The organism is Sphingomonas sp. Leaf20, assembly GCF_001421535.1.
Classification (GTDB): Bacteria; Pseudomonadota; Alphaproteobacteria; order Sphingomonadales; family Sphingomonadaceae; genus Sphingomonas.
In genome coordinates, this window is record NZ_LMKN01000001.1 from 1455279 (window position 1) to 1478866 (window position 23588).

26 protein-coding genes are annotated in these 23588 nt (G+C 67.0%); 11 read left to right on the forward strand and 15 right to left on the reverse strand.

Annotated elements, in window-relative coordinates; genetic code table 11:
* Positions 1-2: 2 nt before the first annotated feature.
* Positions 3-1529 carry an alpha-N-arabinofuranosidase gene (locus ASE72_RS06630; RefSeq protein WP_156350256.1) on the reverse strand — a complete coding sequence of 509 codons (1527 nt, stop codon included), beginning with the start codon at positions 1527-1529 and terminating at the stop codon, positions 3-5.
* A gap of 555 nt (positions 1530-2084) precedes the next feature.
* Between ASE72_RS06630 and ASE72_RS06635 the strand changes: the two genes are divergently transcribed.
* The gene (locus ASE72_RS06635) at positions 2085-2597 is read left to right on the forward strand and encodes a MucR family transcriptional regulator (RefSeq protein ID WP_056019126.1); all 513 of its coding nucleotides are present in this window, start codon (positions 2085-2087) and stop codon (positions 2595-2597) included.
* A gap of 111 nt (positions 2598-2708) precedes the next feature.
* Here ASE72_RS06635 and ASE72_RS06640 read toward each other — a convergent pair whose 3' ends face one another.
* From ASE72_RS06640 to ASE72_RS06700, 13 genes are all read right to left on the reverse strand, one after another.
* On the reverse strand, positions 2709-3611 hold the full coding sequence (locus ASE72_RS06640; protein WP_056018129.1) for a flagellar motor protein MotB: 903 nt from the start codon (positions 3609-3611) through the stop codon (positions 2709-2711).
* Between the two features lies 1 nt (position 3612).
* Complete coding sequence (motA, locus tag ASE72_RS06645; protein ID WP_031394196.1) at positions 3613-4476, reverse strand: flagellar motor stator protein MotA; 864 nt, start codon at positions 4474-4476, stop codon at positions 3613-3615.
* A 111-nt stretch (positions 4477-4587) separates the two neighbouring features.
* Complete coding sequence (locus tag ASE72_RS06650; RefSeq protein ID WP_056018131.1) at positions 4588-5481, reverse strand: flagellin N-terminal helical domain-containing protein; 894 nt, start codon at positions 5479-5481, stop codon at positions 4588-4590.
* A 5-nt stretch (positions 5482-5486) separates the two neighbouring features.
* Positions 5487-6836 carry a flagellar hook-associated protein FlgK gene (flgK, locus tag ASE72_RS06655; protein ID WP_056018134.1) on the reverse strand — a complete coding sequence of 450 codons (1350 nt, stop codon included), beginning with the start codon at positions 6834-6836 and terminating at the stop codon, positions 5487-5489.
* A complete protein-coding gene (locus ASE72_RS06660; protein WP_056018136.1) occupies positions 6833-7162 on the reverse strand; it encodes a rod-binding protein in 330 nt (109 codons plus the stop codon). The genes flgK and ASE72_RS06660 overlap by 4 nt, the downstream gene beginning before the upstream one ends.
* A complete protein-coding gene (locus ASE72_RS06665) occupies positions 7159-8382 on the reverse strand; it encodes a flagellar basal body P-ring protein FlgI (protein ID WP_235532258.1) in 1224 nt (407 codons plus the stop codon). The genes ASE72_RS06660 and ASE72_RS06665 overlap by 4 nt, the downstream gene beginning before the upstream one ends.
* An 11-nt stretch (positions 8383-8393) precedes the next feature.
* Complete coding sequence (locus ASE72_RS06670) at positions 8394-9089, reverse strand: flagellar basal body L-ring protein FlgH (protein WP_082445822.1); 696 nt, start codon at positions 9087-9089, stop codon at positions 8394-8396.
* A gap of 14 nt (positions 9090-9103) precedes the next feature.
* Positions 9104-9892 (reverse strand): flagellar basal-body rod protein FlgG, encoded by a 789-nt coding sequence (flgG, locus tag ASE72_RS06675; protein WP_056018140.1) that lies wholly within the window; start codon positions 9890-9892, stop codon positions 9104-9106.
* Between the two features lie 14 nt (positions 9893-9906).
* Entirely contained in the window at positions 9907-10659 is a 753-nt protein-coding gene (gene flgF / locus ASE72_RS06680) for a flagellar basal-body rod protein FlgF (protein ID WP_056018142.1), read from the reverse strand.
* Between the two features lie 26 nt (positions 10660-10685).
* Positions 10686-11957 carry a flagellar hook protein FlgE gene (locus tag ASE72_RS06685; protein ID WP_056018144.1) on the reverse strand — a complete coding sequence of 424 codons (1272 nt, stop codon included), beginning with the start codon at positions 11955-11957 and terminating at the stop codon, positions 10686-10688.
* A gap of 36 nt (positions 11958-11993) precedes the next feature.
* A complete protein-coding gene (locus tag ASE72_RS06690) occupies positions 11994-12674 on the reverse strand; it encodes a flagellar hook assembly protein FlgD (protein WP_056018146.1) in 681 nt (226 codons plus the stop codon).
* A gap of 2 nt (positions 12675-12676) precedes the next feature.
* Positions 12677-13087 carry a flagellar basal body rod protein FlgC gene (gene flgC, locus ASE72_RS06695; protein ID WP_056018148.1) on the reverse strand — a complete coding sequence of 137 codons (411 nt, stop codon included), beginning with the start codon at positions 13085-13087 and terminating at the stop codon, positions 12677-12679.
* 3 nt (positions 13088-13090) lie between these two features.
* Positions 13091-13435, reverse strand: coding sequence for a flagellar basal body rod protein FlgB (locus tag ASE72_RS06700; RefSeq protein WP_056019132.1), 345 nt, complete (start codon positions 13433-13435; stop codon positions 13091-13093).
* Positions 13436-13725: 290 nt separating this feature from the next.
* On the opposite strand from ASE72_RS06700, the gene ASE72_RS06705 reads away from it, so the two are divergent.
* From ASE72_RS06705 to ASE72_RS06740, 8 genes are all read left to right on the forward strand, one after another.
* Positions 13726-14376 carry a motility protein A gene (locus tag ASE72_RS06705; protein WP_056018150.1) on the forward strand — a complete coding sequence of 217 codons (651 nt, stop codon included), beginning with the start codon at positions 13726-13728 and terminating at the stop codon, positions 14374-14376.
* Positions 14376-14960: a hypothetical protein gene (locus tag ASE72_RS06710; protein ID WP_056018152.1), complete on the forward strand. Its 585-nt coding sequence runs from the start codon at positions 14376-14378 to the stop codon at positions 14958-14960. The genes ASE72_RS06705 and ASE72_RS06710 overlap by 1 nt, the downstream gene beginning before the upstream one ends.
* Complete coding sequence (locus ASE72_RS06715) at positions 14960-15487, forward strand: flagella basal body P-ring formation protein FlgA (RefSeq protein WP_056019135.1); 528 nt, start codon at positions 14960-14962, stop codon at positions 15485-15487. The genes ASE72_RS06710 and ASE72_RS06715 overlap by 1 nt, the downstream gene beginning before the upstream one ends.
* 66 nt (positions 15488-15553) lie before the next feature.
* Positions 15554-15907: a flagellar biosynthesis anti-sigma factor FlgM gene (gene flgM, locus ASE72_RS06720; RefSeq protein ID WP_056018154.1), complete on the forward strand. Its 354-nt coding sequence runs from the start codon at positions 15554-15556 to the stop codon at positions 15905-15907.
* Positions 15894-16211 (forward strand): flagellar protein FlgN, encoded by a 318-nt coding sequence (locus ASE72_RS06725; protein ID WP_056018157.1) that lies wholly within the window; start codon positions 15894-15896, stop codon positions 16209-16211. Before flgM ends, ASE72_RS06725 begins: the two co-directional genes overlap by 14 nt.
* A 72-nt stretch (positions 16212-16283) precedes the next feature.
* Positions 16284-17150, forward strand: coding sequence for a hypothetical protein (locus ASE72_RS06730; protein ID WP_056018159.1), 867 nt, complete (start codon positions 16284-16286; stop codon positions 17148-17150).
* A 4-nt stretch (positions 17151-17154) separates the two neighbouring features.
* A complete protein-coding gene (gene flhA / locus ASE72_RS06735; protein WP_056018161.1) occupies positions 17155-19215 on the forward strand; it encodes a flagellar biosynthesis protein FlhA in 2061 nt (686 codons plus the stop codon).
* Positions 19212-19991, forward strand: coding sequence for a FliA/WhiG family RNA polymerase sigma factor (locus tag ASE72_RS06740; protein ID WP_056018162.1), 780 nt, complete (start codon positions 19212-19214; stop codon positions 19989-19991). Before flhA ends, ASE72_RS06740 begins: the two co-directional genes overlap by 4 nt.
* A gap of 587 nt (positions 19992-20578) precedes the next feature.
* Here the strand turns inward: ASE72_RS06740 and ASE72_RS06745 are convergent.
* Positions 20579-21679, reverse strand: a complete 1101-nt coding sequence (locus ASE72_RS06745; protein WP_056018164.1) for a flagellin N-terminal helical domain-containing protein — start codon at positions 21677-21679, stop codon at positions 20579-20581.
* Between the two features lie 243 nt (positions 21680-21922).
* Here ASE72_RS06745 and ASE72_RS06750 point away from each other — a divergent pair, with 243 nt between their 5' ends.
* Together ASE72_RS06750 and fliE are read left to right on the forward strand one after the other, a co-directional pair.
* Complete coding sequence (locus ASE72_RS06750) at positions 21923-23227, forward strand: sigma-54 interaction domain-containing protein (RefSeq protein ID WP_056018166.1); 1305 nt, start codon at positions 21923-21925, stop codon at positions 23225-23227.
* Positions 23224-23586 (forward strand): flagellar hook-basal body complex protein FliE, encoded by a 363-nt coding sequence (gene fliE, locus ASE72_RS06755; protein WP_056018168.1) that lies wholly within the window; start codon positions 23224-23226, stop codon positions 23584-23586. The genes ASE72_RS06750 and fliE overlap by 4 nt, the downstream gene beginning before the upstream one ends.
* Positions 23587-23588 lie beyond the last annotated feature (2 nt).

Below are 23588 nucleotides of genomic sequence, written 5' to 3' on the forward strand. Positions count from 1 at the left end.
CCTCAGCGCAGGTCAAGGATGACGACCGATTTCGCGGGCAAGGTCGTCGTCAGCGCACCCCCCGAAACCTGTGCGCCGGCAAAGGGCTGCGGCGTGACGGTGTCGGGCCGGTCGAAGCTGTTGTGCGCATCCATCCCCGTCCCGGTGATGATCCGTCCCGACACCTGCCCCGCCTGCATGCCGGCGAGCGATACCGAGACCGGGATCGCGCGGTTCGGATCGAGATTGACGAGCGCGACATGCACCTGCCCCGCGGTGTCGCGCACCGCCGACACGCTCACCGCGGGGATCGCGACCTCGTCCTTGTGATACCAGGGCGAGGTCAGGTCGACCGGCAGGGCGGTCGCGCCCTGCCACGGCTTGTACAGGTCGAACACCCAATAGGTCGGCGTCTTCACCATCCGCGGCCCGTCGGTCAGCAGCATCGCCTGGAGCACGTTCACCATCTGCGCGATCGCGGCCATCCGCACGCGGTCGGCATGACGCGCGAAGATGTTGATGTTGAGCGCCGCGACGACCGCATCGCGCAACGAGTTCTGCTGTTCGAGGAAACCGGGGTTGCTGCCGGGCGTGGGATCGTACCACGTCCCCCATTCGTCGACCGCGAGCATCACGCGCTTGGCGGGGTCGTGCTTGTCCATGATCGCCGAATGCTTGGTGAGGAACTCCTCCATCCGCAGCGTGTGCGCCATCGTCGTCGCCCATTCGCGTTCGGGAAAGCCCAGCGCCGGGCCCTTGTTGTTCCAGTCGCCCTCGCGCGGACGCGTGTAGTAATGCAGCGCGAGCCCGTCGATATTCTTGCCCGCGATGCGCATCATCGCCTCGGTCCACTCATAGTTCGAGTCGCTCGGCCCGCTCGCGATCTTGAGCATCGGACCGTTGCCGGACTTGGCGAACAGCGCGTAGCGGTTGGTCAGGTCGGCGGCATATTCGGCGCGCATGTTGCCGCCACAGCCCCAGAGCTCGTTGCCGATGCCGAGATACCGGACCTTCCACGGTGCCGCGCGGCCGTTGCGCGCGCGTTCCTTGGCGAGCGCGGTGCTGTCGGTCGCGCTGGTCATGTAGTCGACCCATTGCGCGGTTTCGGCGGGCGGCGCGCTGCCGACATTGGCCGATACATAGGTACTCGCGCCAAGCCGCTCCATCAGCCCGAAATATTCGTGCGTCCCGAAACCGTTGTCCTCGTTGACGCCGCCCCAGTTGGTGTTGATCTTGCCGGGGCGGGCCTTGGCGGGGCCGATGCCGTCGCGCCAGTGATATTCGTCCGCGAAACAGCCGCCCGGCCAGCGCACCATCGGCACGTCGATCGCCTTCATCGCCGCCAGCACGTCGCGACGATAGCCGGCGTCATTGGGGATCTTCGAATTCCGCCCGACCCAGATCCCGCCATAGATGCCGTGACCGAGATGTTCGGCGAACTGGCCGAACACGTCGCGTTCGATCCGGGGCCCGGGCGTATCGGCGCGCACCGTGGCGGTGGCGCCCTCCCCCGCCGGTACGGTCTGCGCCGCCAGCGATGTGCCGCCCATCCCCGCCGCGATCAGTGGCAGGATCGCGCCACGGACATAGCGGCGGATCTGCCGCCGCACTGTTGCGACCGGGGTGAATCGTGGACGCATGACGGGGGTATCTGCCAAGGCTTCGCTCTCCATGTCGCACCCGTCCGGCGATGCGGCGGGGTATGTTATCGTTACCATGAGCGTATGGATCCGGTGTCGATCCGTCAACGCCGCGCGCGACGAGTACGCGCCCGGACCGCCGTCGCAACCGCCTGGCGGTGTTCTGCTTGATCACGGTTCGATCAAGTTCATCGCTCCGTTTGTTGGGATCAACGTCTTTCCCGCAAGTACTAACTTTGATCCAGGTTATAGTTAAAGGTCAACTTTGGGGTCGGAGTTGTCGATTTCATGCTGGACCGCTGCCCAAGCTATTTACAAAGCACAGTCTTTTCGCCGATCTCCGACGTCCGGCGTACCTTTGCATCTTGTCTCGATCGGGCTTAGGCCTATTGCGGATAGGTTGATTTGCAGCGTTGAATACGCCGCAACGTGCGCGTACGGGGCCTTCGTAGAATGGAGCACATCATGGCGGAAGACACGACCGATCTCAGCGCAGTTGAACTCGCGACCGAGTTGACGATTGCTTGGCTGGGAAACCCCAATACCCGGACCGCAGCCGAAGACGTTCCGGCATTCCTCGGCAAGATACACGAGACCGTGACCTTGCTGCTTGGCACGCCCGCCGAAACCGCACCGGTCGAAGCGGTCGCTGAATACACGCCCGCGGTGACCGCACGGAAGTCGCTTGCGTCGAAGGATCACATCATCTCGATGATCGACGGCAAGTCGTACAAGACTTTGCGCCGACATCTCGCGACGCATGGCATGACGCCGGCGGAATATCGCGAGCGCTATGGTCTTAAGGCCGATTATCCGATGGTCGCCGAGAACTATTCGGAAAGCCGTCGCGCGATGGCCAAGAAGATCGGTCTGGGTCGCAAGCCCGGTGCGCGCAAGACCGACGAACCGGCCCCCGCTGCTGCTGCCGCGCCGGCGCCACGCAAGCGCAAGACCGAGACCCAGACCGTCGCGGAATAAGCGTCCGCGCGAATGCGGCGACGCCAACGCCGGCGCGCCCACGCCGGGACGCCAACACCGCGACGATGATGCCCGAAGGGGGTGGCCGGTCGTCCGCCCCCGTATCGGGACCTACCGGCCGAACTGCCCGCGGCGGTAGAGCAGGGTGATCGCCACGCGGCGGTTGCGCGGGTCGCTGGGCGTCTTCGCGATCAACGGCTCGCGATCGGCGACGCCCTCGATCCGTTCGAACCGCGCCTCGGGCGTTCCCCCCGCCAGCAACCGGCGGCGCGTCGCCTCGGCGCGCCCCGACGACAGCATCCAGTTGTTCATCGCGCGCGGATCGCCATAGGGCACGCTGTCGGTATGGCCGCGGATCATGATCGCATTGCTCGATCCCGCGATCGATCCCGCGATCATCCCGATCAGGTCCGCCGCCTTGCTGTCGAGCGCGGTCGTGCCGAGCGCGAACATCGAATAATCGGCGTCGTCGACCAGGTCGATCCGCATCCCGTCCTGCGTCGGCACGAACCGGACATGGCTGGCAAGCCGCGACAGGCTTTTCGACCGCTGGATCTGGCTCAGCACCTTGCGCCGCATCTCGGCAAAGTTCTTGCGGTCCTCGGCGTTCAGCGTGTCGAGCCCCTTCATGTTGCCCTTCGGCCCGGTCCCGGTGTTCGCACCGCCCTCGCCCGCATTCGGGATCGCGATCTGCGGCAGGCTGGTCTGCCCCGCCTGCGGACCGATCTTGTTCTTCGACAGGATCGACTCGCCGCCGAGCAGCGCACCGCCGCCGATCCCCAGCGTCCGCGTGTCGATCAGCGTCGGCGCGAAATAGTCGGCGATACCCTTGCGCTGCTTCTCGGTCGTCGCGCCGAGGATCCACAGCAACAGGAAGAACGCCATCATCGCGGTCACGAAATCGGCATAGGCGACCTTCCACGCGCCGCCATGATGCCCGCCATGCCCCTCGATATAGACCTTCTTGACGATGATCTTGGGCGGCTGGTTCGCCCCGTGCGGCGCGCGTGCCACCTTACTTGCCTCGCAGCCCGTCAAAGACTTCGGCGAAGCCCGGCTGGTTCCTGTGCGCGATCCCCGAGCGCGCCGCCTCGATCACCAGCGGCTGCGGATGGCCGTGGAGCGAGGCGATGATGATCTGCTTCACGACGCCGTAGATCGAGGCATCCGCGTCGAGCACCTGCTTCAGCCGGTTCGCCAGCGGCGCGACCATGCCGTACGCCAGCAGCACGCCCATGAACGTGCCGACGAGCGCCGACCCGATCATCGAGCCGAGCACCGACGGCGGCTTGTCGATCGATCCCATCGTCTTCACCACGCCGAGCACCGCCGCGACGATGCCGAGCGCGGGCAGCGCGTCGGCGAGGCTGGTCAGCGTGCCATGCGCGCTCTCCTCCTCGTGATGATGCGTCTTGATCGACTGATCCATCACCTCCTCGACCGCGTGCACGTCGAGCGTGCCCGACGAGACGACGACGAGACGCAGCGTGTCGGCGATCAGGTTGATCAGCGCGTGATCCTTCAGCAGCTTTGGATATTCGGCGAAGACCGCGGAGGAATTGGGATCCTCGACATGCGGCTCGAGCGCGATCGGCCCGTCGACGCGCAGCATCTTCATCAGCTTGCTGACGAGGAAGATGACGTCGAGATAGTCCTGCTTCTTGTATTTCGGGCCCTTGAAGACCTTCATCAGCCCGCCGCCGAGGCCTTTCAGCTCCTTGCCCGAATTGCCGATGATCAGCGCGCCGGCGGCCGCACCGCCGATGATGAGCATCTCGTGCGGGATCGCCTCGAGCACGGGGCCGAGCGCACCGCCGGTGAACGCGAATCCGCCGAACACCATGACGAGCAGGACGACGATGCCGATAATCGGAAACATGGTGCTGGAAATTCCCCCAAAGGCCGGAGAGCCGGCCCTGTCACCGGAGGATTAACCGGATTTCGTAGCCATCCGGTTACCAACCCCGCCCGATCCGTCCTATAAATGCGCTCAGCGCAGATAATCGAACAGCGACAGCGCACTGAGCTTGGAGAAGCTCGCCTGCGTCGCCGACAGGATCGTCATCGTCTTCTGCAATTCGGTGATCGACGTCGTGATGTCGGTACCCTCGATCGACTGGCGGGTATCCTCGCGGTCGACCGCGACGTCCTTCAGCCGCGCCGTTTCGAGATCGACGCGCGACGCACGCGCGCCAAGCGACGCCTGGATCGTCGACACCTGCTCGGTCGCCGCATTCAGGTCGTCGAGCGCGGTGTCGAGCGATGCGGGATCGTAGCTGTCCGACTGGAGCGCGGCCGCGATGGCGCCAAGCACCGCAAGCGTATCCTTGCCGCCCGCGGACAGCACGCGCGATGCCGATTCGTTCGCCTGAACGGTCTGGCCATCACCGATCGGCACCGGCGACACGCTCGTCGTCGCCAGCGCATAGCCGCCGCCCGGCTGCTTGACCGCCGCCGGGCCGCCATCCGCGCCACCGAAGATCGGCTGACCCCGCAAATCCTTGACGTTGGCGAGGCTCGCGATCGAATCGACGATGCTCGCGATCTCGACGCCGATCGCCTTGCGCGCGGCATCGTTCAGCGTGCCGTTGCGTGCCTGCACCGTGAGTTCGGACGCGCGCTGCAGCTGATCGGTGATCGCGCTGAGCGTCGTGTCCGACTGCTTCAGCACCGATGCCGCCGTCGTCAGGTTCGCGGCATAGGCCTTGTCGTCGGCGGTATCGCGCGCGATCCCGGCAAGCCGTTGATAGGCGGCGCTGTCGGACGAGGGCGCGGCGAATTTCTTGCCGGTCGAGATCTGCGTCTGCAACGCGTCCGCCTGCTTCGACAGCGCGTTCATCGCCTTGGCCGAGCGGTCGTAGAAGAGGCTGGTTGCGATCTGCATAAGGCCTACCGGATCTCGAGGATGGTCTGGAGGATGTCGCGCGCGGTCTGGATGACGCGGCTCGACGCCTGATACGCCTGCTGGAAGCGGAGCAGGTCGACCGCCTCGCTGTCGAGATCGACGCCGCTGCCCGAATCGCGGGCGGTCACCGCGCCGTCGCGGATCGCACCCTGCGCATCGCCGACCAGCCTGCGCTGTTCGAGCGACGCCGCGTTGCTCGTGATCATGTTGGTCAGCCGCTGTTCGCTGCCCGTGGTCGGGTCGCGCGTCGCGAGCAGTGCGGTCAGGTTCGACGCATCGCGCACGCCACCGGTGTCGCTCGCCGCGGCGATGCCGCGCGGGTCGGTCAGCACCACGGTGATGCTGGTCGGCGTGGCACCGGTCGCGAACAACGGCGCACCGGGCTTGCCGTCGAGATCGCGCCCCTGCGCCTGGATGTCGTTGACCTGCTTGGTGAAGTCGGTCGCGATGCCATTGAGCGTGTCGCGCGCCGCGACGATCTTCTGCGCGCCCTCGGCATAGCCCGCCAGTGCACCGCCCGACGGCGTCACCGCCGATGTCGTGCCGGTCCGCTGGACGACGAACCCGACCGCGCCCTCGTCATTCTTCAGATAGCTGACATTGCCCGAATCGGGGCCCGCCACGAATACCGGGCCGCTCGCCCCGCCGAGCCGCACGGTCGCACGGCCGAGATCGTCGAACTCCGTACTGATATCGGTGATCGTGCTCATCTGCTCGAGCAGCTGGTCGCGCTGGTCGGCGAGCTGCGCGGCGTTGGTCGACCCCTTCTGACTGCGGGCGATGCCGTCATTGACCTTGGCGAGCGCGGTGCCGAACGAATTGAGCGTCTGCGTCGCCTGACGCGTCGCGGTGTCGAGATCGGCGGCCGCGGTATCGAGCGCCTTGCCCGTCGCGGTGAACGCCGCCGCGGCGCTGGCCGCCGATTCGAGCATCACCGACCGCGCCGGTACCGATGTCGGGTCCGCCGACAGCGTCTGTGCTGCGGAGAAGAAACTGGTCAGCCGGTCGCCGAGCTTGTTGTCGGTCAGCGACGTCTCGATCCGCCCGAGCCAGGCCGCCGCGGTCTCCGTCTTGGCGAGGTCGGACCCGGCGTTGCGGACCGCGAGCGAGCGGAACGTGTCCGCCGAGCGCGAGATGCCGGTGACGGTGACGCCGTTGCTGCCCGTCGCCACGCTTGCATTGATGCCACTGCCGATCGAGGTCACCTGGCCGAGCGCCGTCGTCCGCCGGGTATAGCCCGCGGTGCCGGTGTTCGCGATGTTCTCGGACACGGTGTTCAGCGCGGTCTGGTACGCCCGCACACCCGACGCGCCGATCGACAGGAGGTCGCTCATGGTGACGGCTCTGCCGCGCTTGGGTTAAGATCGGATTGCGATTTGGCGAGAAAGTCGGTCATCGCCTTGCCGATGCCGAGCGGCGTGTGCTCGGCCATCGTCTGTGCGACGCGCGCGTCCTGCATTTCGGTAAAGGTGTCGAGCGCCTTCGATTCGAACAGCGAATCGCTGAGCTTTGCCTGGCGCATGCTTTTCAGCATCATGCCGGTGAAGACCGCCTCAAACTTCTTGCCCGCCTTGTCGAGATTGTCGTTCGACTTGAGCCGGCTCGTATCGGTCGAGATGCCGCCCGCATTGACCGGGCCAGGGGCTGCGATCGGGCTCACAGGACGATCAACTCGGCCTTGAGCGCGCCGGCTTCCTTCAGCGCCTCGAGGATCGCGACGAGGTCGGCAGGCGATGCGCCGATCGCGTTCACCGCCTTGACGATGTCGGCGAGCTTGGGCCCCGGGTTGAGCAGGAACATCGGGCGACGCTCCTCCTCGACCGCGACCGCGCTGTTCGGCGTGACGACGGTCTGGCCCTGGCTGAACGGCGCGGGCTGGCTCACCTGTGGCTTCTCGTCGATCCGCACCGTCAGCTTCCCATGAGTCACCGCGGCAGGCCCCACGCGCACCGCGGAGTTTATAACGACCGTTCCGGTGCGCGCATTTACGATTACTTTTGCCGAGGGCTCGGCGGAGATCACGTCGAGATTCTCGATCGTCGACATCAACGTCGCGCGGACGTCCGCGCCGACGGGCGCGTGGACCGCGACCGAGACCGCGTCGATCGCCTGCGCGCTGCCGAAGCCGAGCTTCGAATTGATCGCGCCCGCGACGTTCTGCGCGGTGGTGAAATCGGCGCGCGCGAGGTTGAAGGTCAGCATCGGCGCGCTGTCGAACCCGGTCGCGACCGCGCGTTCGACGGTCGCGCCTTCGGGGATGCGCCCGGTCGAGGGAACGTTGACGACGATCTTCGACCCGTCCGCGCCCTCCGCGCCGAGCCCGCCGACCGCGAGGTTGCCCTGCGCCATCGCATAGATCTGGTTATCCGCGCCGAGCAGCGGCGTCATGATCAGGCTGCCGCCGCGCAGGCTCTTCGCCTTGCCCATCGACGCGACGGTGATGTCGAGCCGCTGGCCGGGCTTGGCGAAGGGCGGCAGCTCGGCGGTGATCATCACGACCGCCGCGTTCTTCATCCCCGGATTGGCGTTGGGCGGCAGCTGCAGCCCGAAACGCGACGCAACGGCTTTGAGCGACTGGACGGTATATTCGAGATTGTCGTCGCCCGTGCCGGGAAGCCCGACGACGATGCCGTAGCCGGTCAGCTGGTTCGACCGGATCCCCTGGAACCCGCCCAGATCCTTGATCCGGTCGGCGGACGCGGGTGCAGCGATCAGGAGCGAGGCCAGCGCAAGGACAACCCACCCTGCCGTTCGTGTCGAGTAGAGACCGAGCTTGTCGAGGGCTCGGATCGAGACACATGTCCCTCGATACGCCATCTCGACAAGCTCGATGACTACTCGGGACGAACGGAAATTGGGGCGGCGTTGGTATGTGCGCATGGGCGTGACCATCAAAACGGGCTGACGACGGAGAAGAAGCGGCTGAGCCACCCTTGGCGGCCGGCGCGGGCGACGTCGCCCTTGCCGGTGTACGAGATCTGCGCATCGGCCACGCGCGTCGACAGCACGCGGTTGTCGCGGTCGACATCGGCGGTGCGCACCAGCCCCTTGATCTTGAGGAACTCGTCACCGCGGTTGAGCGTCACGCGCTTCTGCCCCTGCACGAGCATCGTGCCGTTGGGATAGACTTCGGCGACCGTCACGCTGACTTCGCCCGACAGCGAGTTCGCCTGGTCGGCGGCGCCCGCGCCGTTGAAGTTGCGCCCGCCGCTGATCGTCGCGTCGGCACGGTTGAACAGGTTGAGCGCGCCCGTCGTCGGCGGCGTGATGCTGCCCGACCCGTTGCTGTCGAGCTTCGAGCCCGAGGATTTCGATGCCGCGGTGCGCTCGACGAGCACGATCGTCAGCGGATCGCCGACTTTCCGCGCACGCCAGCCCTCGTACAGCGCGGCATAGCCGTCCTGCGCCTGGAAGATCGAACCCGTCGCGGGCGAGGCCACGGGCACGGGCAGCGGCCGCGCGACGGTGAAGTCCTCGACCGGCTGCTTCTTGCCGAACAGGCTCGCCCCGGCCGCGAGCGGCGACAGCGTGCCGGCGACAATCGCGAGGAGCGCGATCGGCGCGCGCGTGGGGATCGGAAATGCCATGATTCGCCCTCCGATCAGATGTTCTGGTTGACGTATTTGAGCATGTCGTCGGTCGCCGAGATCATCTTCGAATTGACCTCGTACGCGCGCTGCGTCTCGATCATGTCGACGAGTTCCTCGACGACGTTGACGTTCGACGCCTCGAGCATGCCCTGCCGGACACGGCCGCGACCGTCCTGCCCGGCGACGCCCAGATTGGCGGCGCCCGACGCGGCGGTCTCGACGAGGTAATTGTCCCCCGTCGCCTGGAGCCCGGCGCCATTGGCGAAGCTCGCGACCTGGATCTGGCCGATCTGCTGCGCCTCGGACTGGCCGGGGACCGTCGCCGAGACGGTGCCGTCCTGGCCGATCGTGATATTGGTCGTCCCCTCGGGCACGGTGATGCCGGGCATCACCTGATAGCCCTCGCTCGTCACCATCAGCCCCTCGGGGCTGCGCGAGAAATTGCCCGCGCGCGTATAGCCGAGCGTGCCGCCGGGCATCTGCACCTGGAAATAGCCGTCGCCGTCGAGCGCGAGGTCGAGGCTGTTGCCCGTCGTCTGCATCGACCCCTGCGTGTCGATCCGCGCGGTGCCCTGGATCCGGACGCCGGTACCGAGGTTGAGCCCGGTCGCGTATTTGGTCTCCGACGTCGACTGCGCGCCCGGCGCGGTGACGACCTGGTACGCCAGCGTCTCGAACGCGGCGCGATCCTTCTTGAACCCCGTCGTGTTGACGTTGGCGAGGTTGTTCGAAATGACCCGCATGCGCGTATCCTGGGCGTCGAGCCCGGTACGCGCGATGTGCATGGCGGAACTGCTCATGGCCTAATCCTTCCTTAGCTCGGCAGGCGCATCAGCGATGCACCGCTTTCATCCATGTCCTTGGCGGACTTCAGCATGTTGGCCTGGACCTCGTAGCTGCGCTGGTTCTCGATCATGTCGACCAGCGCCTGCGTCATGTTGACGTTCGATCCCTCGATCGCCCCGCCCTGCACCTTCGCATCGAGATCCTCGGGCAGCGCGCCGCCGCCGCGCACGCGCAGCAGGTTGTCGAGCCCCTTGACCGTGTCCGACCCCTTGGTGTCCGCAAGCTTCAGCTTGTCGATCACCTGCGGGTTCTTCGCGTCGCCGCCCTGCGGCACGATCGAGATCGTCCCGTCGCCGGCGATCGAGAGCGTGTCATAGGGCGGGATCGTGATCGGCCCGCCCGATCCCATCACCGGGAAACCATCGCCCGTCTGAAGCACGCCCGACGGCGCGATCTCGAGGTCGCCGCGCCGCGTATAGGCTTCGGAGCCATCCGCGGCCTGGACCGCGAGCCACGCGGTCGCACCGGTCACCGCGACGTCGAGCGGGCGACCAGTGGTCTGAATCGCGCCCGGCGCGCGGTCGGCGTCGGTCACTTCCTCCGACGTCGGCGCGCGTGCCTCGAACTGCTGGCCGCCACCCTTCAGGTCGATCCGGTCGAACACCACGCGGTCCGCGCGGAATCCGGTGGTCGACGCGTTCGCCATGTTGTTGGCGATCGCCGACTGCGCCGCCATGTGCGCGCGCAGTCCCGTCGCCGCGGTGTAGACCAGCTTGTCCATTCAGGGTTCTCCGTCCGCGCCCTGGATCAGCTGCGGATGTTGAAGATGGTCTGCGAGATCTGGCTCGCGGTATCCAAGGCCTTCGAGTTCGCCTGGAAGTTGCGCTGTGCCGCGATCAGCGAGACGAGTTCCTCGGTGATGTCGACGTTCGACCGCTCGATCGTCCCCGACATCAGCTTGCCGAAGCCGTTGACGTCGGCGATGCCGAGCTTGGCCTCGCCCGAGATGCCCGTCGCCGACCAGTAGCTGCTGCCGAGCTGGCGCAGGCCCTCGGGGTTCGAGAAGTTGGCGAGCATCACCTGGCCGAGCGCCTGCGTGTCGCCGTTCGAGAAGCTCGCCTTGACGATCCCTGACTCGTCGATCGTCACGCCCTGGATCTGGCCGACCGCCTTGCCGTCCTGCGCGCGCCCGGCAACGTTGAACGCCGAGGCCAGCTGCGTGCTGTCGAGCCCGAAGGTGAAGCCGAACTGCTGCGTCGTGCTGCTGCCTGCGGTGGTGAACGGGTCGAACGCGATCGCAGTGGTCGGCGCGGTCAGCTTGCCGTCGCCGTTGAAGTCCAGCTTGACGCTTGGCGCACCGTTCGTCGTCATCGGCTTGTCGCCGACATAGCTGAACACTTCCCAGCTGCTGGTCTGGTTATTGCTGGCATCGGCCGTGGTCGTGCGCTTGAAATAGTTGGTCAGCGTCTGCGCGTTGCCGCTCGCGTCATAGATCGTCGTCTGCGCCGACTGGTTGTAGCTGGTCGGGTCGAACCGGTCGAACGTCGTCGTCGCCGGTATCGCGGCATTGGCGCTGAGGTTCAGCGACATCGACACGTTCGCGGTCGGAACCGCCTTGCCGCTGGTCGCGGGAAGCTGAAGGCTGACGGCGGAATCGAGCCCCGATGCGACGACCTTGCCCGAACCGTCGACCGGATAGACCTGCAGGTGGCTGCCGTTCGAATCCACGACATAGCGGTCGGCATCGACCAGGAAGCCGCCATTGCGCGTGTAGTTGACGTTCAGCGCGGTCGTGCTCGGCTTGACCACGAAGAAGCCGTCGCCCGACACCGCCAGATCGAGCGCATTGGCCGACTGGATCAGGTTGCCCTGGCTGAACTGCTGGCGATTGCCCTGGACGACGGTACCCGAGCCGATCTGCTGCGCGGGGTTGAGCGACACGCTCGACGCGATCACGTCGGCGAATTCGGTGCGGCTCTTCTTGAAGCCATTGGTCGAGACGTTCGCGAGATTGTGCGAAATCGTCGACATTTCAGTCTGCGAGGCCTGGAGGCCGGACAGCGAGGTATAGAAGGACATCGGGTTACTCCTGGAATTCTGACAATCGGCGGGCGATCAGCCGATCTGGCGAACCGCGGTGACGGGGACCTCACCGAGGCCCGGTAGCGTGAGGATGGCGGCACCGGTCGTCGTCGAAACCGACTGGACCGGCGCCCAGACAAGGTTCTGTGATGCAACGGTCGTGCCATTATTCTGGGCGTTGACGATGACCTTGAACGGCCCCGTCCCGGCATCCTCGCCGGTCGCGGTCTTGCCGTCCCAGTCGTAGTTCACCGTGCCCTTGTCGGCGCTGCCGAGCGACATCGTCTTCAGCACGCCGCCATTGGCGTCGGTGATCGTGACGTTGACGTTGCTCGCGGCCGCCGCCAGCTCGATCCCGCCGGCAAGCCCGCCGCTGGTCCGTCCATAGGCGGTGTCGCCCGCGGTCAGCACGGTCTTGCCGACATAGCCCATCGCGTCGCTCGCGCTGGTCGCATTCAGCTTTTCGGCGATCGACTTCATCGTGCTGCTCATCTCGGAGATACCGGCGAGGCTCGAGAACTGCGCCATCTGCGCGACCATCTGCGTGTTGTCGACCGGGTTGAACGGGTCCTGGTTCTGCATCTGCGCGGTCATCAGCTTGAGGAAGTCGGACTGGTTGAGCGTCGTCGAATTGGACGCCGTGGTGGTCGTCGCCGCGGTGCTCGCGCGCGTGATACCGAGGTTCGAAAGCGTGGAATCGAAGGAACTTGCCATGATCAGCGGCCTAGCTTGAGGGTATCGATGATCAGCGACTTCGCGGTCTGCATCACCTCGACATTGTTCTGGTAGCTGCGCGCGGTCTCCATCATGTCGACCAGCTCGCGCGTTTCATCGACCGCCGCCTCGAAGATGTTGCCATCCTTGTCGGCCATCGGGTTGTTCGGATCGTAGCGCTTGGCGGGTGCCTCGCCCGCGGTGACGACCTTCTCGACATCGACCGTCGACATCCCGCTCGCAGCGTCGAAGCTGGTGCGGAACACCGGCTTCATCGTCTTGTACGCGGCGTCCGCGGACCCCGCGACGCCGCCCGCATTGGCGAGGTTCGACGCGGTGGTGTTCATCCGCAGCAGCTGCGCGGACATCGCACGGCCCGCGACCTGGAATATCGTCATCGGCGCGTTGGCCATCGCTTAGTCCCCCTTCAGCGCGCGGGTGACCTGGCTGATCCGCCCGTTCAGGAACGACAGCGTGGTCTGGTACTGCACGGCGTTTTCCGCGAACGCGGTCTGTTCCTGGTTCAGCTCGACGGTGTTGCCGTCCATCGAGGTCTGCGTCGGCACGCGGTATCTTGTCGCGCCGTCGATGCCGCCCGCGCCCTCGGTTTCCAGCGACGCCAGCGCCGACTTGAAGTCGATGTCGCGCGCCTTGAAGCCGGGGGTCGAGGCATTGGCGATGTTCGACGCGAGCACCCCCATGCGCTGCGATCGCACCTCGAGGGCCGCACCATGAACGCCGAACAGCGAGTCACCTGACACTGGACCGAACTCCCGCGCTGAATTGCGCAAGCCTTCCAAAGCAATGCCCGTGCCAGTTTGCTCCCGCCGACCGGATGATGCCGCCCTGCCGCCCGGCGGCAAGCGTGCGGCAACCGCACCGGCAACGCCTTGCCGCCCCGGAAGCCGCGGCGGCAATCATGCCGGCAGCCATTCGTCCGACCGGCGCGCTGCGCGCAGATGGCGGGGCAGACGCACTATCGTCCCGTGTCATGGCGCACGCGAACTGGGCGCACACGAACTGGCCCGGGCCTTGCAGAGATTCGCGGGACATGAACACGCTTGCCCATCTGATCGACTCAGCCGCGATCGCCATCGTCGGCGGTGGCACGATCCTCGCGGTCGTCTTGCGGACACCGCTGCGCGACCTCGTCCGTGCGCTCGCGGCGTTGAAGACGCTCGGTCGCGCCCGGCTCGAGGGCGACGCGCTGCTCCAGCAGATCGCGGCGCTCGGCCGTATCGCGCAGCGCCACGGCGCGATGGCGCTCGACCGCACGGTCATCGCCGATCCCGACATCGCCGCCGGCATCGCGGCGATCGTCGACGGCGCGACGTCCAGCGACATGGCGACGCTGCTCCAGCATCGCCGCCATGCGCGGATCGAGCGCCACGTCGCCGCCGCCGAGGTCTGGGCCGGCGCCGCCGAGGTCGCGCCGGCGATGGGCATGGTCGGCACGCTGATCGGGCTCGCGCGGATGTTCGCGACGATGAGCGATCCGACCGCGATCGGCGGCGCGATGGCGATCGCGCTGCTGGCGACACTTTATGGTGCGTTGCTCGCCAACCTCGTCTTCATGCCGATCGCCAACCGGCTGCGCGCACAGGGACGCAACGAGGCGTTCGAACGCGCGCGGATCGAGGCGCCGCTGGTCGCGCTCGCCGCGCGCGAGGCGCCGCGCGCGCCGCTGATGAGTGTCGCGTGATGGTCGGCGAATATCCCGACCGCCAGCCGGGGCGGCCGCTCTGGCTGATCACGCTCGCTGACCTCGCGCTGCTGCTGGTCGGATTCTTCGTGCTGTTGCAGGCGACGCAGACCGCAGGGGATCGCCCCCTCGCGCCGCGCGCGCTCGCGGCCGGGTTGCGCGAGGGGTTCGGCGCGCCCGCCACCGCAGCGCCCGCCACCGCAACGGCCGGGATCGCGCGACCAAGATCGCCAGTGCCGCCCGCGGCCCTGCCCGTTGCGGCGGCCGGCATGCTCGACTTCGCGGTCGGCTCGGCGACGCTGCCGACATCGCCCGCAGCGCTGGCGGGATGGGCGAGCGACGCGGTCCGCGATCCGCGCGTCCAGTTGACCGTGACCGGGTCGGTCGACGGCACGCCCGGCGATGTCGACCCCGTCACGCGCAGCGCGGCGATCCTCGCCTCCGACCGTGCGCGCGCCGTCGCCGCCGCGATCGCGCGCGTTGCCCCCGGACGCGTGACGCTCGCGACGTCACCGACCTCCGGCCGCCGCGCCGCCATCGTAACCCAAGCCTTTGTCGGCGAACCGCCAAGGACCCCCTCATGATGCTCGCCTTGTTGATGATCGCTGCCGGTGCACCGTCCGCCGGCTTCCAGGATATCGCCGCGCTCGATCGCTCGGTCTCGGCCTTTACCGGCCGCCCCACCGGTGCCGAGGGCGGTGCACGGACGTCGGTCGATTCGCGCTTGCGGCTCGCGAAATGCCCGACCGTCTCGATGTCGTGGCGGACCGAGGCGCATGATGCGGTCGTCGTCGCCTGTGCCGGACCAGCGTGGCGCATTTTCGTCCCCGTCATCCGGCCGGCAAATGCCCCCGCGCCGCAGCCGGGGGCCGCACCCGCCGGCGGATCGAGCGTCGCGTTCGTCGCCAAGGCGCCGCCCGTCATCCGTCGCGGCGATCCGATCGTGATCGAGGCCGGCACCGAGGGCTTCTCGATCAGCCGCGAGGGGGTCGCGATGGCCGATGCCGCGCCCGGCGCGCGCTTCATGGTCAAGGTCGACGACACGCGCACCCCCGTCCAGGCGATCGCGGTCGCGAGCGGCCGCGCGACGCTCCCTGGCTGGGCGAATTAATTTTGTTAAAGCTTTTGCGCATCCGGCCGTTTCCTCCTCTGTCAGCGAGAACCAGAGGGTGCAGACATGGTGGAATCGATCGGTGCGAAGCCGTTAACGGGCGGAGAGCGCAGCGTCGCGCGGATCGCCGCGACGATGCCAGCCGTGCAGACTGCGGTGCAGACTGGCGTACAGACGTCGGCGCAGATCGGGGCGCAGATCGGGGCACAGCCCGCGGCCCGGCAGGTCGAAGCCAAGCCCTCCGCCACCTCGTCGATCGCGCTCGCGCAGACGATGGCCGCCGCCGCACCGATCAACGAGGCGCGCGTCGCCGCGGTCAAGAAGGCGGTCGCCAACGGCACTTTCCCGATCCTGCCCGCGACCATCGCCGACCGTCTTCTCGCCTTCAAACTGGAATGGGCCCCGCATGACAAGGCGTGACGCACTCGTCCGCGTGATCGACGCGCTGCACGCTGAGATCGCCGCGCTCAAATCGAACGACGTCAGCGCGCTCGAGCGCGCGACCGCGGCCAAGCTCGACGGTATCAGTGCAGTGGCGACGCTGGGGACCGGTCCCGCCGGCCCCGAGCTGCGCGAGCTCGCGGACGAGGCGAACCGCCTCAACGAGACCTGCCGCATCTATACCAACCTGATGGCGGCAAATGTCCGCCGCCGCCTGCAAACCTTGACCGGCGAGGGCGGCATTGCCGGCTATCGCCCGCGCATGGGTGCCGCCTACGCCTGATCGCGACGGTCGCGCCAGAACTGGCACGCCCCTTGCTGAGTAACGTCCTGAAACAGGGACATTACACGCGGGATGACCGTCAATCCTATCACTACCGGCCGGATCCAGTCCGCGATCGCGCTTGCGAGCAGCAAGACGGGCGTGGATTTCGGCTATCTGCTCGGCCAGGCGAAGCTCGAAAGCGGGCTTAACGCCAATGCCAAGGCGGGCACGTCGAGCGCGTCGGGCCTGTACCAGTTCATCGAACAGAGCTGGCTCGCGGTCGTCAAGAAGCACGGCGCCGAGCATGGTCTCGGCTGGGCGGCGGACAGCATCGGTCAGTCGTCGGGCGGGCATCTCGGCGTCGCGGATGCCGGCACGCGCCAGGCGATCCTCGCGCTGCGCAACGATCCCGCCGCCGCCTCGATGATGGCGGCCGAGCATGCGTCGGACAACAAGGACGCGCTCGAGGGCAAGCTCGGCCGCGCGGCGACCGGCACCGACCTCTACATGGCGCATTTCCTGGGGCTCGGCGGCGCGTCGAAGTTCCTGACGACGATGCAGTCCAATCCGGATGCGACCGGCGCCGCGCTGTTCCCCTCCGCCGCGCGCGCCAATCGCGGCGTCTTCTACGAACCCAACGGCAACCCGCGCTCGCTGTCGCAGATCTATGCGCGTTTCGCCGACAAGCTCGGCAGCGCCGCCGCCGGCGCGACCGGTTCGGCGACGACCGGCTCGGTCCGGTTCGCCGCGCAGGCGCTCGACATGGACGGCAGCACGGTCGTCACCGGCAACAACGAAAGCGCCGAGGACGCGCTCGCCTGGGCGACGTCGACGATGGGCCGGTTCGGCACCCGGAACGCGAGCTTCAATGCGGGCCAGAATTCGGCGAGCCTGCTCCGCCCGACGCCCGACACCGCGCGGCTCGCCTATCTGATGCTCGCAAAGATGGGGGGCTGAACCCATGAACCGCCTGCTCTCCAACGCGCGCGCATCGGTCCTGCCGCTCGCGATCCTGATGCTCGTGCTCGTCATGGTCGTGCCGATCCCGGCGTTCATGCTCGACATCTTCTTCGTCGCGAACATCGCGATCAGCCTCGCGGTGCTGATGGTCGCGCTCAACGCGCAGAAGCCGCTCGATTTCTCCGCCTTCCCGACCGTGCTGCTGTTCGCGACGCTGTTCCGCCTGGGCCTCAACGTCGCCTCGACGCGGATCGTGCTCGTCCACGGCCATGAGGGCGAGAGCGCGGCGGGTCACGTGATCGAGGCGTTCGGGACGTTCCTGATCGGTGGCGATTACGTCGTCGGCATCTTCGTCTTCGCGATCCTGATGATCATCAACATGATCGTCGTCACCAAGGGCGCGGGCCGCGTCTCCGAGGTCAGCGCGCGCTTCACGCTCGACGCGCTCCCCGGCAAGCAGATGGCGATCGACGCCGATCTCAACGCCGGCCTCATCACCCCCGACGAGGCGAAGGCGCGCCGTATCGAGGTGTCGACCGAGGCCGATTTCTACGGCTCGATGGACGGCTCGTCGAAGTTCGTGAAGGGCGACGCGGTCGCGGCCATGCTGATCCTCGCCGCCAACATCATCGGCGGTCTGATCCTCGGCCCCGTCAGCCACGGCATGACGATCGCCGATGCCGCGCACAACTACATCCTGCTCGCGATCGGCGACGCGCTTGTCGCACAGCTGCCCTCGCTGATGCTGTCGATTGCCGCCGCGTCGATCGTCACGCGCGTCACCTCGGACAAGGATCTCGCCGGCCAGATCGGCGGCCAGTTCGGATCCCCGCGCACCTGGACGCCCGTCGCGGTCATCCTCGCGCTGCTCGGCGTCCTGCCCGGGATGCCGCACATGGTGATCCTGCCCGCCGCGGCGATCGCCGGGTTCGCGGCATGGAAGCTGCGTCAGATCGAGCGTCGCCCCGCCCCCGTCGTCATCGCCCCCGTCGAGGCGATCGACCAGTCGAAGATCGGCTGGGACGAGGTCACCGACGGCATGCAGGTCAATCTCGACATCGGCTACGGCCTGGTGCCGCTGGTCGACGACCGCCGCGGATCGCCGCTGATGGGCCGCATCACCGGCGTCCGTCGCCAGCTGTCGAAGGAACTCGGCTTCGTCATCCCGCAGGTCCGCGTCCGCGACGACATCAACCTTGCCCCCTATGTCTACCGCATCATCGTCAACGGCGTCGTCGTCGGCGAGGACACCGTGTCGCCCGACGACATGCTCGCGCTCGACACCGGCCAGGCGTTCGGCTCGCTGATCGGCAAGACCACCAAGGATCCGACCTTCGGGCTCGACGCGACCTGGATCTCGACCGCGGACGCGGATGCGGCGACCGGCGCGGGCTATCTCGTCGTCGATCCCGGCACCGTGGTCGCGACGCATCTCAACCACATGCTCGGCCAGAACGCGTCCGAGCTGCTCGGCCCCGACGAGGTCCAGGCGCTGCTCGACGGGCTGAAGGAGCGCGCGACACAGCTCGTCACCGCGCTCGCGCCGATCCCGATCACCACGCTGACGCAGGTCCTGAAGGGCCTGCTCGCCGAGAACATCCCGCTCAAGGAATTCCGCAGCATCGCCGCCGCGATCGCGGTCGCAGCCCAGCGCAGCCAGGATGCCGAGGAGATCATCGAACTGATCCGCCCGCGTCTCGGCGCGCTGATCATCCAGAAGCTGTGCGGGATGCGCGAGCCGCTCCGCGTGATGACGCTCGAGGGGCATCTCGAAGGGCTGCTCGGCCAGGCGATGCGCGCCGACCAGTCGCGCCGCCACGTCATCGAACCCGATCTCGGCCGCCGCATCGTCGAGGCGCTGCAGAGCGCCGCGCAGCCGCTGATCGCCGAGGCCAAGCCGTTCGCGCTGGTCGTCCAGCCCGCGATCCGCCTCGCGATCCGCAAGCTGGTCCGCACCTGCCTGCCCGATACCCCGGTCATGTCGTTCTTCGAAGTGCCCGAGGACAAGGCGGTCGAGGTCGTCGCGGTCATCGGCGCACCGCAGCAGGCGCTGGCCGCATGAGCGCCGAACCGATGAAAGCCGCGTTCGACAACGCCCGCCCCGCGCGCGCCGGCGAAATCCCGGCGGGGCCGCTCACCTATCGCCCCCAGCAACGCCCCGGCGGCGACCCCGACCAGCTCGTCAAACAGCATCTCGCGATGGTCCGCCGGATCGCGTGGCACGTGCATGGCAGCATGAGCAGCATCGTCGAGGTCGAGGACCTCGTGCAGGTCGGCCTCGTCGCGCTGGTCGAGGCGGCGGCCGGCTTCGAGGAGCGCGGCACGCCGTTCAAGGCCTATGTCGCGACCCGCCTGCGCGGCGCGATGATCGACGAACTGCGGCGCCAGGCGACGACGACGCGCGGCGCGATGCGCCGCCGCCGCCAATATGCCGACGCCATTTCAACGCTCACCGCCCAGACGGGCAAGGCCCCGGGAGAAGACATGATCGCCCAGCATATCGGCGTCAGCATCGACAAGCTGCGCAGCGACTATGTGACCGCGGACGCGATCCGGTTCGATTCGATCGACGAGGTCTATGCCGACGACATGCCGTGGTTCGCCGACAACACGCCCGACGCGTTCGAACAGCTCGCCGACAGCGACCTGCGCGACGCGCTGATCGCCGCGATCACCGCGCTGCCCGAACGCGAGGCGCAGGTGATCCAGCTTTATTATGTCGAGGAAATGAACCTCGAGGAGATCGGCGCGGTCTTCGACATCGGCGCCGCGCGCGTCTGCCAGATCAAGGCATCCGCGCACGCGAAACTGAAACGCGCGCTGGCGCGGAAAGTCTGAGCCACGGCAATCGGCGGCCCCGTATCTGTATCGGCAGGGCCGAAGCCCGCACCGGTTCCTTCGCTGCATTGTGAGACTTGACGGGTCGAGCGACCGCTCCCCGTCGTCATCCTCATCCTCATCCTCATCCTGACCAAGGCCGGGCTATTGCACCGTGCCCGGGGCGACGAAGGGATCGCAGAGCCATCGCTGTCCCGGCCCACGGTCGCCCCGACGTTGCCCCCGGTATTCGGCGGGGCGCCCGGCGGTCTGCATCGGCGAGCGTTTCGCGTGCGTCGAGCCGGCTACCCCGAAAACCGTCCGTCATCCTGACGAAAGTCAGGACCCAGAGCCAAGACCGGCACCGCGTGTAATCCTGGGTCCTGACTTTCGTCAGGATGACGAGGACGGATAGGTGGTCATGAATAGGTAGCCACGGAGAGACGGCGGCGGATAAGCGACTACAGACAAATGCCCCGCCCGCCCCTCGCCCCGACGCACAAAAACCCCGGCGGCCTGAAGCCACCGGGGTCTGCGCATCCCGTTGCCGGGACGGTCCGACTGGCGCCGACACCCACATGGGGGGCGGTGCCGGCGCCGGGATCGGATTACTGAAGCAGCTTCAGCACGCCCTGCTGGCTCTGGTTCGCCTGTGCGAGCATCGCGGTCGACGCCTGGCTCAGGATCTGCGCCTTGGCGAGCGCGGTCGTCTCGGCCGAGAAGTCAGCGTCCTCGATGCGGCTTTTGGCGTCCGACAGGTTGGTTACGTTGGTCGTCAGGTTATTGACAACCGACTGCATGCGGTTCTGTGCTGCACCCAATCCCGCCCGGACAGAGTTTACTGTAGCCAGCAAGTCGTCAACGTTGCTCAACGTCGTCTCTGCGGCATTCGTTGCCGAGTTATCGACGCCCTTCTGTGCCGCAGCGAGCGTCAAATCCGCCGCCTCTGACGCCGCTTTGCTCCCTGGCGTGGTATCGTCGCCGATAGCTGCCTTAGCCGCATCGACCGCGTCCTGTTCAGCGGTAACGTCAGTCTGTCCCTTAGCGTTAGCAATCGCCAAGGCCGTTTCTTTGTCGTTGAGGGTCTGAAGATCTTGCTTATAGGTCCCCTTGGCCGCGACCTGTTCGCCCTTTGCGAGCTCCAACGCGTCTGAGGCTGGTACACTACCTGCCACGTTAAGCTTTCCGGCCAAATTAGTCGCACTGATCGAGTCAATCTTCAATTCAACCGTATCAGTCGAATTTGCACCGACTTGAATATTCAGAGTCCTGCTGTTTGCGTCCGTGCCGGATGTATCAAACAGCTTAACACCGTTAAAGGCTGTCTTGTCCAAGACGTCGCTAATTTGGCTAGTCAGCGCAGAGATTTCCGTCTGAATATTTGCCCGGTCATCACTGCCATAAGTACCGCTCTTAGCCTGCACTGTCAGCTCGCGTACGCGCTGCAGCATATTGGTGACCTCGCTCAAGGCACCGTCGGCAGTCTGCGCCAAGGCCATACCATCGTTAGCATTGCGAACGGCCTGATTCATGCCACGGATCTGCGAGGTCATCGAAGTCGAAATGGCGAGGCCGGCGGCGTCGTCCTTGGCCGAATTGATACGCTTGCCGGTCGACAGACGCTCCATCGCAGTCGACAGCTGCGAGTTCGCGCTCATCGACGCATTGGCGGCGCGCAGCGACGAGATGTTGGTCCCGATAACAGTCATGAGTGATCTCCTTCATGCCGGCTATCCCGCCGCCCCCATGGCGAAGGACCGAGCCGTCAGGATGGGTAACGGCCGCCCCGCGCCGGGCTTTAGGAAAAAAATCTGCGCCTCGCGCACCGGCGTGGCGCGCTCCCGTACACGCGCGCGCGAACGCGCCCGGAAATAGTTTGCCGCGATGCGGCACGATTTAACCGGGAATTTACCAGCAAGGCCGCATTCCCCGAATCGTCACAGGGGGACTTCATGCGTTCGATCTTTCCATCTGCCGCCGTCACGGCGCGCAAATACGCGCTGGTCTCGTCGCTGCGCGCGCAGGGCTTCGGGATCGGATCGCTCGAAACCGCCCAGCCGGGTGCGAACGACCTGTTCCTGGTCGCCGAGGGCGAGGCGGTCGCCTACCCCGCGCGCACCGTGGTGATCGGTTCCGAAGTCCGTCACGTCACCCCGTCGCGCAACGGTACGCCCGCGCGGATCAGCTTCGCCCCCGAGGACACCGCGGTCGGCAACGGCTTTGCCCGCGCGCTGATCGGCGGGCCCGACATGCCGACCGCCGCCGACCCCGAATCGCTCGCGCTGCTCGCGCTTGCCGAGCGCGTCGCCGCCGCCGACATCACCGTGCTGATCAACGGCCCGACCGGCACCGGCAAGGAAGTGCTCGCCCGCGCGATCCACAATGGCTCGCCGCGCAAGGACGGCCCGTTCATCGCGATCAACTGCGCCGCCCTCCCCGAATCGATGCTCGAGGCGATGCTGTTCGGCCACCAGAAGGGCGCGTTCACCGGCGCGTCGTCGGGCGGCGAAGGCTTTTTCCGCGCCGCGAACGGCGGCACGATCCTGCTCGACGAGATCGCCGAGATGCCGCTGACGCTCCAGGCCAAGCTGCTCCGCGTGCTGCAGGAGCGCGAGGTCGTGCCGCTCGGTGCGACCGTGCCGCAGCCGATCGACGTCCGCGTCGTCGCCTGCGCCAACCGCGATCTACAGGGCGAAGTCGCCGCCGGCCGGTTCCGCGCCGATCTCTATTACCGGCTCGCGGTGTTCCCGCTGTCGACCAAGTCGCTCGCCGAGCGGCCGCAGGATATCCCGGCGCTCGCCGCGACGATGATCCTGCGCCACGCCGGCAACCGCAACGTCATCCCCTGGCCCTCGCGCGAGGCGATCGAGCAGCTGATGCTGCACGACTGGCCGGGCAATGTCCGCGAGCTCGAAAACGTGATCCAGCGCGCGCTGCTGTTCTGCGGCGGCGACACGATCGAGGCGAGCCACATCCTGTTCGACCGCCCCGTCACGATGACCTTCGCGCCGCGCACCGCCCCGGTCGCGCTGCCGGTCGCGATGGCCGGCGACACGCCCATCGACACGCCGACCGATACGCTCGGCAACATCGTCCAGATGAGCGAATTCGCCGCGATCCGCGAAACGCTGAAGGCGTGCGGCGGCAGCCGGATCGAGACCGCGCGCCGCCTCGGCATCTCGGAGCGCACGCTGCGCTACCGTCTCGCCAAGGCGCGCGAACAGGGTGAAGACTTCGCCCGCGTGATGTCGGCATGAGCGGCGTCAGCGGGATCGGCGGCGGCGCGATGAGCGTCGACCGCGTCATGGCACTGCGCTCGCAGATCCTCGAGCGCAACCAGGCGCTCGCGCGTGCCAGCCAGACCGGCCCGACCGTCGCGCCGACGGAAGCCAAACCCGTCAGCTTCGGCGACACGATGGAAACCGCGCTGAAGAGCGTGAACGAGGGCCAGACGCAGGCCGCCAAGCTCAGCGAAAGCTATGAGCGCGGCGAGACCGTCGACATCGCCAAAGTGATGCTCGCGCGCCAGCAGGCCTCGGTCGGGTTCGAGGCGACGCTTCAGGTCCGCAACAAACTCCTGTCCGCCTACAAGGACATCATGAGCATGCCGGTGTAATG